The organism is uncultured Tissierella sp., assembly GCF_902479755.1.
In the GTDB taxonomy this organism is placed as follows: domain Bacteria; phylum Bacillota; class Clostridia; order Tissierellales; family Tissierellaceae; genus Tissierella; species Tissierella carlieri.
Genome location: NZ_CABSQO010000014.1, coordinates 86,778 through 100,423 on the forward strand (window position 1 = coordinate 86,778; position 13,646 = coordinate 100,423).

The window sequence follows — 13,646 nt, forward strand, 5'->3', positions numbered from 1 at the left end:
ACCTCCTACACTCTTCCTATTTCATTAGCTGCTTTTTCTAACATTTCATCTTGCATCTTAATTACTTTTTGATTTGCTTCAAACTCTCTTAACAAATTTATCATTTCAACCATACCAGATATAGGATTCATATTAGAACCCTCAAGATAACCTTGTAATATTTCACCGTCAAATATATTCTCTTCTGCTACGGTATTATCTGCCATATAGAAAATATTATCTCCACGTTTTCTCAGGAATTCCTTATTATTAATATCCACTATATCTAAAGTATCAACTGGATTGCCATCAATCTGAATCTCTCCATCAGATAAAATATCTATAGTACCATTTCCTAAAAAGATTGTTCCATTTCTTCCTAATACTCTTCTTCCGTCTAGGTCTGTTAGATATCCTTCTGTTATTGCAAAGGATCCATTTCTGGTATAGAGAGTCTCTCCATTTTCCCCTTGAATTTTAAAGAATCCATTGCCCTTTATGGCAACATCTAATGTCCCACCAGTATCAATAAGTCCACCATTAGTAAAATCTGTAAACAGCTTTTGAAATCTAACTCCTCCACTCATAGTTCCTATAATATATGATGGCGGATTATAAACTAAACCCTGTAGAAGATTTTCCATATCTCCAGCTTGTTGTACCCTGTTCCCATTGTTATTAATTATATAGTTTTCATAATCAGTTTTATGCTCATCCTCTAGATTCTTGTAAGAAGTTTTTAAGTAACCTTCTTCATCTACTACAAATTCTATTTCCTTAACATAAGATTTTCCCCTAGAAGTGTTTACCACAAAATATCCTTCTTGAGTTCGTGCAGTGTGTACTTGTCCATTAGTTTCATAGGTAATATTATTCTCTCCTGCTATATTTCTTAACTCTGGAGTTCTACTCATTTTTGCCAGTAATTTCTCTGGAAAGGATTCTGTTAGAGAAATATCCCTTTTAAATCCTGCAGTATTTATATTGGCTAAATTATTTGAGAGAACATCTAACTTCTTTTGATTAGCTACTAAAGAAGTAGCTCCAATATATAGACTTCTGTTCATCTTTTATCACATCCTAATAATCGATATCTAATATATTATCGGCTACTCTAATCAAAACTTTAGCCTCTATATTTTTTTGTTGTATTATCTTCTACTATATTACTATCTAAATACTGTACCCACTCTAAAGCATTTCCAGTTCCTCTAGCAACACAAGATATTGGTTCATTTGCTACATGTACTGAAATACCTGTTTTTTCCGTGATTAGCTTATCCATTCCATAAAGTAAAGCTCCTCCTCCAGTCATTAATATTCCCTTATTACTAATATCAGCAGCTAACTCTGGCGGAGTTCTTTCTAAAACTATATGAACTGTATCTACAATCTCTTGTATAGGGTCCTTGAGAGCTTCAAGCATATCAGTAGAAGATACATTTACAGTTATAGGCAGTCCTGTGAGCAAATTTCTTCCTCTTACTTCCTTAAATTCCTCTTCTTCTCTTCTATATGCAGATCCAATACTAAGCTTCAATTCTTCAGCAGATCTCTCTCCGATCATCATATTATATTTTTTTCTAATATACTTAGATATGGCTTCGTCACATTCATCTCCTGCTATCTTTATAGATCGGCTGACTACTATGCCTCCTAAAGAAATGATAGCTACATCTGTAGTTCCCCCGCCGATATCAACTATCATATTACCGCTTGGTTCAGTGATATCTATCCCTGCTCCAATTGCTGCAGCTATAGGTTCCTCAATCAAATATGTCTTTATAGCCCCTGCTTGATTGCTAGCTTCCATAACTGCTCTTTTTTCTACTTCGGTTATTCCGCTAGGTACACATACTATAACTCTAGGTTTAAGTAAATACCTACCTACAGCCTTCTGTATAAAGTACTTCAACATTCTTTCAGTTATATCATAATCAGATATAACTCCATCTCTCATAGGTCTAATAGCTATAATATTTCCGGGAGTTCTGCCTAGCATTTTTCTTGCTTCTTCACCAACAGCTAAAAACTTATTTGTATTTTGATCTATAGCAACAACAGAGGGTTCCTTTAAAACTATTCCTTTTCCTTTCACGTATACTAATACGCTGGCTGTTCCTAAATCTATCCCTATATCCGCTCTCAAACCACACATAGAAAATTCCTCCTTAATTATCCTTATCCCATATTATATTCTACATAAATTCCAAAACTCCTTCTTTTTTTGGCAATTTCTTCAAAATTTTACAAAAACTAAAAGCCCCAACTATGGGACTTTTTTACTAATTATTCGTGTCTAGAATTACTTATTAATAATCCTGCTATAATTTTTTACAAAAAACTAAAAAGTCCCTGTTACGGGACCTTTTTACTCATTAGACGCACTATACTTTAGTTTAGTTGCTCTTCCACCTCTTATATGCCTTTCTGCTTTATTGAAGTCTAAAAGCTCTTTTACCATATGAGCCAAATTTGGATTTATCTTTGGTAATCTTTCTGTCAAATCTTTATGAATTGTTGATTTGCTACACCCAAAAACTTTAGCTGTATCTCGAACAGTACTTTTATTAGAAATTATGTATTTTGCAACTTCTAATGTTCGTTCTTCTATATAATCTTTCACTTAATCAACCCCCCTGACATTTTGGGTATTCAATAAATACTTATGCTCTTCTAATTGTTAATAGAACGTGGATCTACTAATTTTCCATTTTTTATGACTTCAAAATGAAGATGTGGCTTCATTAGCATTTCAATTTTTGCCGTATTACCAACTTTAGATATATGGTCTCCTTTTTTTACATTGAGCCCCACCTTTACCATCTCTTTAGTACCAAGACCTGAGTACTTAGTTTGCAAATCATTTCCATGGTCTATTACTATTACTATTCCCCATAGCTCATCTTCATATACTTCCTTAACAACTCCATCTGCAGCTGCTTTAACTATAGTATTTTCAGAAGCTTCAATATCTACAGCGCCATGACCTACCCATGAATCTAGAGTCTCTGAATAAATTAATGAATTGGAAGTATATTCTGTAATTATTGATCCATCTATTGGAAGGACAATGGTTTTAACTTCTTGTACTAAATCAGAATCCTCTTTATATTCTTCCTGCTCATCCTCTTCTTCAAATTCTAAGTTTTCCGTATTCGTTTCTGCAATATCCTCTTCATCTAAATTTATTTCTGCAATGCCTTCTTCATCTGAATTTGCTTCTACAGTATCTTCTTCATTATCCGCTGCACTTGCAGCAATTATTTCTGCATCAATTGCATCTGCATCAGTTACATTGGTCATATGAAGATTTTCATCATAAATGTTGGGTTCTTTAGTTAACTCCTCATCTAAGATTATAAGATCATCATTACCTATCTTATGGCTTGCATTTTTGCTTATATTCATATTTCTCATGGATATAAACAAAGTCCCACCAGCCACCACGCATACACATACAAATAAAAATAGAATAAATCCTTCCTTTTCTATTAACTTGATTAATTTATTTTTCATATCTCCACCTCCATTACCTAGTATTTCCAGATTAAAGAAATACATACAATTAAAGATACAAAAAATAAAAAAATAATAGAAAAAATAATAGAAATATTAAGCTAATTTTTGCAAGATATGATGATAATAATTCTTAGTGAATGAAAGTGAAAAATCCGTTAAGTAGCCTGCACTATTGGAACGTAACGAGCTTGCACACTTTAGGATTTTTCACCAAAATGGACTTTAGAATTATTCATAGCCGTAAGCGTATATTACTATTATTTTTAATTATCAATCAATCTAATCTCCACTCCAGTATAATAATGCTTAAGTATTTCTTCAAAGGTGTTTCCATGCTTACCCATACCATTGGCTCCCCATTGACTCATACCTACACCGTGTCCATATCCATAGGTCTCAATCTCTATAATATTTAATTTTTTATCTAAAGAAATAGTAAAGTTAGTTGAATTTAAGGAAAATAGATTTCTTAAATCTCTCCCTTCTATTATGACTTTATCTATGGCAATCTTTTTTACCCTACCCGTTAATGTCCTCTCTATTAACTTAATCTTTTCATGAAGATTATCTTTAGTTAAATTGACATCTGGATATTTTGATTTAATCTTTTCTATAAATTCATCTGTAGTTAAAGTAATAGTATTTCTATACTTTGGTGCTTCTTCTTCATAGGGACTTGAGACGGATTTTAGATAAGGCATCTCTCCAGCAAATACATCTTTTACATCCTCAGTCCTACCTCCAGATGTTGAATGGTATAGAGGTTCTATAATTTCTCCATTATAGAAAATTCCCAAGTTCTGAGTAGAATCTACAGCTTCTTCAATCTTAGCCCAATACTTTTCTATCCAAGTATCTCCGCGGATTTCTCCTAATTGAGAAAAAGATAGATATACTTGACAATGGTCTCCACTACAAAGAGGAGCTGATGGATGATCTGGATGTCCATCTTTATATTTTATTGCTCTACTTATTGCATAGGTTCTGGCAGCTACTGCTTGAGCCTTTAAAGCTTCTATGTGAAATTCAGCAGGCATTTCTGCTGAAACTACACCCTTCACATAATCTTCTATATTAATCTCATCTACAATTCCAGTCTTTGTATTATAAACTTTTACAGTACTATCTGTATAATCAGTAGTTACTGGTGTTTCCACTTTTTCAATTATTTGTTCTTCTTGTTCTAAAGACTTCCCTTGTGCGGTATTACCTTTAGGTACAAAATTAAAAGTCTTAACAATAACTGTAGGTATCAATATAGTTATTATCAAGACCATGGAAATGTAAATCCCTAGTTTTTTCATCTTCTCCCCCTCTTTACCTTTAGTATAAGATATAATATTCAAAACTTATAGGCAATATGCCTATAAGTTTTGAATATTATATAATTAACAGTTAACAATTAGCGATTAACAATTTAAAGATAAAAAAACCAAGATTCTTCTCAATCGAAGAACCTTGGTTTTAATTGTTCTTTGTTATCTATTAATTGTCAATTGTCTTTCTATATATAATTGCACCTAGGCTTGTAAATTTCTCTTCTATACTATCATATCCTCTATCTATATGATAGATATTGTCTATCTCAGTAGTTCCTTCAGATACTAATCCTGCCAATACTAAAGCTGCACCTGCTCTTAAATCAGATGCTTTTACTGGGGCTGAGGTTAAATTACTTACACCTTGTATAATTGCTGATCTACCATCTATCTTTATATCTGCACCCATTCTCTTTAGCTCATCAACATGCATAAATCTGTTTTCAAATACTGTTTCTATACATACAGAAGTTCCTTTACAAAGGCTCATAAGTGCCATAAACTGTGCTTGCATATCTGTAGGGAATCCTGGATAAGGCATAGTCTTTACATCTATTGCCTTTAAATTCTCAGTACCAATAACTCTAACAGAGTCACCATTTTCGATTACCTCACAGCCTACCTCTTTAAGTTTTGCTATCACTGGCTTTATATGAGATGTTATAACATTTTCTACAGTTATATCTCCTTTAGTTATAGCAGCTGCTACCATAAAAGTACCTGCTTCTATTCTATCAGGGATAATTGAGTGAATTCCTCCACCTAATTTTTCTACTCCTCTAATTCTAATAGTTGAAGTTCCAGCACCCTTAATATCTGCTCCTAACTTATTTAAAAAGCTAGCTAAGTCTACTATTTCTGGTTCCATAGCAGCATTATCTATTATAGTTTCACCTTTAGCCATTACTGCTGCCATCATTATATTCTCTGTTGCACCAACAGAAGGAAAGTCTAGGTAAATTTTATCTCCTATTAATTTATCAGCATAAGCGCTTATATTCCCATGATCCACATCTATAGTAGCTCCCAAAGCTTTAAAACCTTTTAAGTGCAAATCTATAGGTCTAGTGCCTATAGCACATCCACCAGGTAAAGAATTCTTAGTTTTACCTAGTCTTGTAAGTAATGGTCCCATGACTAAAAATGATGCTCTCATTTTACTCATTAATTCATATTTAGTTTCATAATTGTTAATATTGGCAGAATTAATTTTTATTTTGCCTATATCTAGCTGTTCTACTTTAGCCCCAAGAGATGTAAGTACCTCACACATTACCTCCACGTCTTTAAGCCTCGGCACATCTTCTAATATTATATCTTCTGTTCCAAGTAATGATGCTGCCAATATAGGAAGGGCTGAATTCTTAGCACCAGATATCCTTACTCTTCCTCTCAGTGGGGGGCTTTTTTCCACCATTATTTTTTCCAAGCAAATCTCCTCCTAATTTTAGTATCCAGTGGTAATAATAGGTGTTCCTATCCAAATATAAGTCTTATCTTCATTTTCATTATACCTTATTGCTAGATTTAAGTTAACCTTTTTTTCACCAGAGAATATAGAACTTTCTATAAGAGGTGTATAGGCCGTATAACTTACTAAAGATATGTCTGTATACTCCTCCACAACTTTTGCCTTGAACCTTCTCATAGCCTTAACTGCATTTTTAGTTAAATCCTCTTCTCTAAATTTTCCCTCAATTGTTCCAATAATGCAAGTAGTAATTTCTAAAGGTTTACCATAATCTTTAAAGATACTTTCTATTTTCTCTATTATACCATTAATACTAAAATTTTGCTCTCTTTTTATTAAGTTAATAAATAGAGTAGTTTCTCCATTATTTAGCTCAGGGTTCAGATAGGATGCTAAAACTATAGTTATTGGATTTATATTTGCATCATATCCATAAATTGACATTTGGTTAAACCCTTTTTCATAGATGATTTCCTTACAATAAAATTGTCCTTCCACATCTGTGATATCTCTATTAATGTCTATTTCCTCTCCAACAATACCTAGTGATTCTTTTACCAGTTCTCCTAATTCCTCCATAGTTTCACGAGATATGAATTCATCTATGAGTACTCCTCCCATGTTAAGGTCACCTTCAAAGAATTCACCATTGAGGTCTTTTAATATACCTTCTAGAACATCTTTCTCGCTATGTTTCTTACCTGCCATTGTAATTGTTGGAATTAGTAAAGATAATATAATTGCAAATAGAATAAACTTTTTCACTTATACCCCTCCTTAAAATTTAAGGGTAGGTACTTTCTAAAAAAATGTAAAGGGGGACAAAACATTTTCATAAAGAAAGTACCCTTTCCCTATGATAAAAGTATTACCAAGGGTGGGTACTTTTTATACCTATTTATTCATCAAATTTTTCATCAAATTTTTTTAATTTGGAAACTTCCAATCTATTTATCGCACGTTGAAGGGCTAATTCAGCTCTTTTCACGTCAATGCTATCTCTTCTATTTTTTAAAAGCTCTTCAGCTCTCTCCTTAGCTTCCTCAGCTCTCTTTACATCTATTTCTTGAGGCCATTCAGCAGCCTCAGTCACTATAGTTGTCTTATCATCTACTACAGAAATATATCCATCCACTACAGCAGCTACCTTTTCTTCCCCATTTTGGAATATCCTTACCTTTCCAATCTTAAGAGGTGTTGTAACTGGTGCTCTTCCCTTTAGGATGGCCATATCACCTTCTATACCTCTAACTATAACCATTTCTACTTCATCTGAGAAAAATGGTTTATCGGGGGTTACAATATCCAAATGAAAGTTAGACATAATTAACCCTCCATCTCCTTAGCTTTTTCTACTGCTTCATCAATAGTACCTACAAATAGGAAGGCTGACTCTGGTAGATTATCATGTTTTCCTTCAAGGATTTCCTTAAATCCTCTAACGGTTTCTTTAATTGGAACATACTTACCTTTCATTCCTGTAAATTGTTCTGCTACAGTAAATGGTTGGGATAAGAATCTTTGGATCTTTCTAGCTCGTGCAACTATTAATCTATCTTCATCTGAAAGCTCATCTATACCTAGAATAGCTATAATATCTTGAAGATCCTTGTATCTTTGAAGAATCTCTTGTACTTGTCTTGCTACTTCATAATGTTCCTTACCTACGATTTCAGGGTCCAAAATTCTAGAAGTTGAATCTAATGGATCAACTGCTGGATAAATTCCTAACTCTGAAATTTGACGTGATAATACTGTAGTAGCATCCAAGTGAGCAAATGTAGTCGCAGGGGCTGGGTCAGTCAAGTCATCTGCAGGCACATATACAGCTTGAACTGATGTAATGGAACCCTTCTTAGTTGAAGTAATCCTTTCCTGTAATGCACCCATTTCAGTAGCTAAAGTCGGCTGATAACCTACTGCTGATGGCATTCTACCTAATAGAGCAGATACCTCTGATCCGGCTTGCGTAAATCTAAATATATTATCTATGAATAGTAAAACATCTTGCCCTTCTTGATCTCTAAAATATTCCGCCATAGTAAGACCAGTTAAAGCTACCCTCATTCTGGCTCCAGGTGGCTCATTCATCTGTCCAAATACTAAGGCAGTCTTATCGATTACTCCAGATTCAATCATTTCATAGTATAAGTCGTTACCTTCTCTAGTTCTCTCTCCGACACCAGTAAAAACAGATAAACCGCCATGTTGTGTCGCAATATTATTTATTAACTCTTGTATAAGTACTGTTTTACCTACTCCAGCACCACCAAACAAGCCTACCTTACCACCTTTTGAATAAGGTGCTATAAGGTCTACTACTTTAATCCCCGTTTCAAATATTTCCTTAGAAGTCTCTTGTTCTTCAAAGGATGGAGCTGGTCTATGAATAGGAGCAGTTTGTGCTGCATTAACATCTCCTTTACCATCAATAGCTTCACCTAATACGTTGAAAAGTCTTCCCAATGTTTCCTTACCTACAGGAACTGCTATAGACTTTCCAGTATTAACAGCTTCCATTCCTCTTACAAGTCCATCAGTTGAATCCATGGCAACACACCTAACAGTGTCATCGCCAACATGTTGAGCTACCTCTACAACTAATTTTTTTCCTTCTCTCTCTATCTCAATAGCATTCAATAGCTCTGGTAGACTATCTTCACTAAATCGAATATCAACTACGGGGCCTATAACTTGAACAATTTTACCAATGTTCTTTTCCATTTGCCCTCTCCTTTCATCCTTACTTTAGAGCGTCAGCACCTGAGACAATTTCAGTTATTTCCATAGTAATTGCCGCTTGTCTTGCTCTGTTATAGCTGATGTTAAGCTCATCAATCATTTCATCAGCATTATCTGTAGCAGCCTCCATGGCTACCCTTCTAGCCGCCTGCTCGCTAGAAGAAGCTTCAATAAGAGCACCATAGATAGTACTTTGTATATATTTGGGAATCAAGTAACTAAGCACCTCTTCAGTAGAAGGCTCGAACTCTGTAACTGTTCTTCTTTCACTCGATCCCTCGTGAACTTCCGTAGATGGAAGTAATTTTAAAATCGTAGGTTCCTGAGAAATAGTACCTAAAAACTTAGTGTAGACTATGTTTATCTCATCTATATCCTTGTTTTTATATAGTTCAAGTGCTATATTACCAATTTTCCTAGCATCAGCAAATTCTGGTTCTTCACTAATTCCCACAAAATCACCAACTAGGTCATAACCTCTTTTCTTAAAGTAATCTCTCGCCTTGCTTCCTACAGCAATTATTTTAGCATCTATGTTATCTTCTCTTATTTTGTTCTCTGCTAACCTGATTACACCTGCATTATATCCTCCTGCAAGTCCTCTATCAGCAGATACTACAATATATAAAGAAGACTTAACTTCTCTATTATCTAATAAAGGATGTTTCATATTTCCTGTAGTAGCTAGGATATCTTGAATATTACTAAGAACAGTATTATAGTATGGTCTAGATTTTTCTAATCTTTCTCTAGCCCGTTTTAACTTTGCTGATGAAACTAATTCCATGGCCTTGGTAATTTGTCTTGTATTACTAATTCCTCTTATTCGCCTTTTAATATCTCTTGTTGTTTCAGCCAAAATTTACACCACCTTGAATCAATTCACAATTTACAATTCACAATTGTAATTGATAATTGACAATTATTGAAAACTTTTCTTAAATTCATTTATAGCTGTTACGATTCTTTCAGTGTTTTCATCAGTTAAGTCTTTTGTTGTTCTTATGCTTTCTATAATATCAGGATAATTATTATCCACAAATTGTAAAAATTCTTTTTCAAAAGTAGATACCTTATCTACAGGTATATCTGAAAGATGTTTATTAAGTGCAGCATAAAGTATAATTACTTGATGCTCAACCGATACTGGGCTGTATTGAGGCTGCTTTAATATTTCAAGCATTCTAGCACCTTGATCAAGTATTGATTTCGTTTCCTTATCTAACTCGGAACCAAATTGAGCAAAAGCAGCTAACTCCCTATATTGAGCTAGTTCCAATTTAATCCTACCTGCAACTTTTTTCATAGCCTTAATTTGTGCAGAACCTCCAACTCTTGAAACAGAAAGTCCTGAGTTTATAGCTGGTCTTTGTCCTGCAAAGAATAAATCTGTCTCTAAGAAAATCTGTCCATCTGTAATAGAAATAACATTTGTTGGAATATATGCTGATATATCTCCAGCTAAGGTTTCTATAATAGGTAATGCAGTAATAGAACCTCCACCATATTTCTCATCTAATTTTGCAGCTCTCTCAAGAAGTCTTGAGTGAAGATAGAATACGTCTCCTGGGAAAGCTTCTCTTCCAGGTGGACGTCTCAATAATAGTGACATAGCTCTATAGGCAATAGCATGTTTTGATAAATCGTCATATACAATTAAAACATCTTTGCCATTATCCATGAACTCCTCACCTATTGTTACACCAGCATAAGGAGCAATATATTGTAACGGTGCTAATTCACTAGCCGTAGAAGAGACAATTATTGTGTAATCCATTGCACCACGTTTCTCTAATGTATCAACTATTTGAGCTACTGTAGATCTTTTTTGTCCTATGGCTACATAGATACAAATTATATTTTGATCCTTTTGGTTAATAATAGTATCGATAGCAAGAGCAGTTTTTCCAGTTTGTCTATCTCCAATTATAAGCTCCCTTTGGCCTCTACCAATTGGGATCATGGAGTCTATTGCTTTGATACCTGTTTGTAAAGGTTGGTTAACACTCTTTCTTGTGATAACTCCTGGAGCGATTTTCTCAATAGGACTAAATTTAGTAGTGTTTATAGCTCCCTTACCATCAATTGGTTGACCAAGGGCATTAACAACTCTACCTATCATAGCATCTCCTACTGGAACTTCTATGATTCTACCAGTTCTCTTTACAGTATCTCCCTCTTTTATCTTATCATCTGAACCTAAAAGAACACATCCAACATTATCTTCCTCCAAGTTCATAGCCATACCAAATACTTCTCCTGGGAACTCTATAAGTTCTCCTGCCATACATCCTTCTAGACCATGGATTCTAGCAATACCATCCCCTACTTGAATAACAGTACCTACGTCTACCATATCTAAAGTTTTTTCGTATCTTTTAATTTGTTCCTTAATAATGGAACCTATTTCTTCTGGTCTTAACTCCATTTTCTCACCTCACTCTTCCCTAGTTAGTTGCACCACTAATAGCTTTTCCTATGGATTCTAGCTGACCTTTTACTGTACCATCTATAAGCTTGTTTTGAAGCTTAAGCAATACGCCACCAAGAATTGTACCATCAACTTCATTCGTAAGTTCAATTTTCTTCTCTAGCTTATTAGATAAAACTGTCTGAAGCTTATTTTTAGATTTTTCTTCCATAGGTACTGCTGTTATAGCTACAACTTTAACTATGTTTTCATGTTCATTGAATAATTCCTTATATTGGTCTATTATCTCTAAAATATATCCTTCACGTCTTTTATCGATGAGAATATATAGAAAGTTGACCATCTCTTGTGATATTCTATCTTTAAAAAGTTTATCTATTAAATCTCTTTTTTCTACCCTACTAATTTTAGGGTGATGTAATATTTGAAGCAATTTCTTTTCTTCCTCAAATATTACCTTTAAAAAATCTAATTCCTTATTAAATTCATCTGTCTTTTCTAAATCCAATCCGGCTTCAAAAAGGGCTAAAGCATATCTATTACTAATTAACTCTGCCATTTTGAACTACCTACCTCATCAATAAATTTATCGATTAAATTTTTTTGTTTATCAATTTTAATTTCTTCTTCCATAATCCTAGAAGCAATTAAGATTGCAATTTCGCCAGCTTGGGATTTAATGTCTTGAAAAGCTACTTCTCTTTCACGAGCTATTTCTTTTCTAGCTCTTGATACTATGCCTTCAGCTTCTTTTTTAGCTTCTGCTAATATGCCTTCTTTCAATTCTTCTCCACGCTTTCTAGCAGATTCAATAATTTCTTGACTTTCCTTCTTGGCAAGGCTAATTCTTGACTCATAATCATCTCTTAAGGCTATAGCCTCTTCCTTTAATACCTTTGCTCCATCAATATCTGATTTAATTTTTTCTTTTCTAGCATTTAGATATTGTGAAACTGGTTTATATAAGAAATGCCTAAGCATTAGATAGAGTAACAACAAAGCCACCCAAGCTAAAATCATAGATGAAAGTTCTGGCAAGGCTCTAACTACAAACATAAACTAACCTCCTTAGCCTGAGATACCCCCAGTGTCCCATTAGAACACATCCAGGGATTAAACATCAGATATTATAATCCTAGATTGATATAAGCTGTTAATAGTGGTCTAACGAATAGTAAAATTATAGCTATAACTAATCCGTAAATACCTGTTGTCTCTGCTACCGCTTGACCTAAAAGCATAGTTGAAGTAATATCACCTTTAGCTTCTGGCTGTCTACCTACTGCCGCTGCTGCTTGACCCGCTGCATGACCCTGACCAACTCCAGGTCCTATACCTGCGATCATTGCAAGACCAGCACCTATTGCTGAACATCCTAATATAAAAGCCTCACTTGTAATTCCTTGTAACATTTTGTTTCCTCCTCTCAAATTTTAGAAAAATAATTTACTCTTCTGCCCCACCTATGAATATCATAGATAGCATTATAAATATAAATGTTTGCAACAATCCAGAGAATACATCAAAATAAGCATGCAATGGTGCCGCAATAACTGGTGCAATTAATCCTAGTGCCTGATATAGCAAGCCCATAATAATTCCACCACTCATAATATTTCCGAAAAGACGGAAAGATAATGAAATTGGGTTGGCTAACTCACCAATTACATTTAGCGGAGTTAAAAAAATCATAGGTTCTGTAAAACTCTTTAAATAACCACCTAAGCCTCTAGAATTTCTAAATTTCCAAAACTGCGTTAACGCAAAAGTAATTAAAGCTAGAGAAAATGTAACAGAATAATCTGATGTGGGTGGTGAAAATCCTAGTAACCCAAATAAATTAGCTACTGCCAAAAATAATGCTAGAGTTAAAATATAAGGTGCAAATTTGATATTTTGTGGGCCCATAGTTGTGTTAACTAGATTCTCTATAGATTCCACTATTAGTTCTACAACATTTAGGAAATTTGATGGTACTTCATCTACATTAGCCTTTTTAATTTTACTATTAACTATAAAGGCAAAAATAATTAATAATATTGTAACTATCCACATATTAACAATAGTGTCAGGTACAATTATTTCCATCCCAAATATTTTTAATAATAATTCCAAATATATCCCTCCTTTCATCCTTTGCTATATATTACTTATTCTTATTTCCTAAATGTAATATATAAAT

15 protein-coding genes are annotated in these 13,646 nt (G+C 33.9%); all 15 read right to left on the reverse strand.

Translation table 11 applies throughout. The annotated features are described in order from the left end of the window. Positions 1–5 precede the first annotated feature (5 nt). Entirely contained in the window at positions 6–1,046 is a 1,041-nt protein-coding gene (locus tag RDK80_RS09340) for a flagellar hook-basal body protein (protein WP_094899672.1), read from the reverse strand. Between the two features lie 59 nt (positions 1,047–1,105). Next, the gene (gene mreB / locus RDK80_RS09345) at positions 1,106–2,137 is read right to left on the reverse strand and encodes a rod shape-determining protein MreB (RefSeq protein WP_308524128.1); all 1,032 of its coding nucleotides are present in this window, start codon (positions 2,135–2,137) and stop codon (positions 1,106–1,108) included. 213 nt (positions 2,138–2,350) lie between these two features. Beyond that, positions 2,351–2,605 carry a sporulation transcriptional regulator SpoIIID gene (gene spoIIID, locus RDK80_RS09350; RefSeq protein WP_094899632.1) on the reverse strand — a complete coding sequence of 85 codons (255 nt, stop codon included), beginning with the start codon at positions 2,603–2,605 and terminating at the stop codon, positions 2,351–2,353. Positions 2,606–2,655: 50 nt separating this feature from the next. After that, positions 2,656–3,498, reverse strand: coding sequence for a M23 family metallopeptidase (locus RDK80_RS09355; protein WP_216554715.1), 843 nt, complete (start codon positions 3,496–3,498; stop codon positions 2,656–2,658). Between the two features lie 266 nt (positions 3,499–3,764). Then, a complete protein-coding gene (gene spoIID, locus RDK80_RS09360; RefSeq protein ID WP_216554713.1) occupies positions 3,765–4,805 on the reverse strand; it encodes a stage II sporulation protein D in 1,041 nt (346 codons plus the stop codon). A gap of 181 nt (positions 4,806–4,986) precedes the next feature. Next, the gene (murA, locus tag RDK80_RS09365) at positions 4,987–6,249 is read right to left on the reverse strand and encodes a UDP-N-acetylglucosamine 1-carboxyvinyltransferase (RefSeq protein ID WP_308524129.1); all 1,263 of its coding nucleotides are present in this window, start codon (positions 6,247–6,249) and stop codon (positions 4,987–4,989) included. Positions 6,250–6,267: 18 nt separating this feature from the next. Further along, positions 6,268–7,056, reverse strand: coding sequence for a YwmB family TATA-box binding protein (locus tag RDK80_RS09370; RefSeq protein WP_308524130.1), 789 nt, complete (start codon positions 7,054–7,056; stop codon positions 6,268–6,270). A gap of 133 nt (positions 7,057–7,189) precedes the next feature. Then, positions 7,190–7,615, reverse strand: a complete 426-nt coding sequence (locus RDK80_RS09375; protein WP_216554707.1) for a F0F1 ATP synthase subunit epsilon — start codon at positions 7,613–7,615, stop codon at positions 7,190–7,192. Between the two features lie 2 nt (positions 7,616–7,617). Next, complete coding sequence (atpD, locus tag RDK80_RS09380) at positions 7,618–9,015, reverse strand: F0F1 ATP synthase subunit beta (protein WP_094899626.1); 1,398 nt, start codon at positions 9,013–9,015, stop codon at positions 7,618–7,620. A 19-nt stretch (positions 9,016–9,034) separates the two neighbouring features. Next, entirely contained in the window at positions 9,035–9,892 is an 858-nt protein-coding gene (gene atpG / locus RDK80_RS09385; RefSeq protein WP_216554703.1) for an ATP synthase F1 subunit gamma, read from the reverse strand. A gap of 63 nt (positions 9,893–9,955) precedes the next feature. Beyond that, a complete protein-coding gene (gene atpA, locus RDK80_RS09390) occupies positions 9,956–11,461 on the reverse strand; it encodes a F0F1 ATP synthase subunit alpha (protein ID WP_094899624.1) in 1,506 nt (501 codons plus the stop codon). A 19-nt stretch (positions 11,462–11,480) separates the two neighbouring features. Then, on the reverse strand, positions 11,481–12,023 hold the full coding sequence (locus RDK80_RS09395; protein ID WP_094899623.1) for a F0F1 ATP synthase subunit delta: 543 nt from the start codon (positions 12,021–12,023) through the stop codon (positions 11,481–11,483). Further along, complete coding sequence (gene atpF, locus RDK80_RS09400; protein ID WP_094899622.1) at positions 12,011–12,520, reverse strand: F0F1 ATP synthase subunit B; 510 nt, start codon at positions 12,518–12,520, stop codon at positions 12,011–12,013. Before atpF ends, RDK80_RS09395 begins: the two co-directional genes overlap by 13 nt. A 71-nt stretch (positions 12,521–12,591) precedes the next feature. After that, positions 12,592–12,876 (reverse strand): ATP synthase F0 subunit C, encoded by a 285-nt coding sequence (atpE, locus tag RDK80_RS09405; protein WP_094899621.1) that lies wholly within the window; start codon positions 12,874–12,876, stop codon positions 12,592–12,594. 34 nt (positions 12,877–12,910) lie between these two features. Continuing rightward, positions 12,911–13,579 (reverse strand): F0F1 ATP synthase subunit A, encoded by a 669-nt coding sequence (gene atpB, locus RDK80_RS09410; protein WP_235601219.1) that lies wholly within the window; start codon positions 13,577–13,579, stop codon positions 12,911–12,913. Between the last annotated feature and the right edge of the window lie 67 nt (positions 13,580–13,646).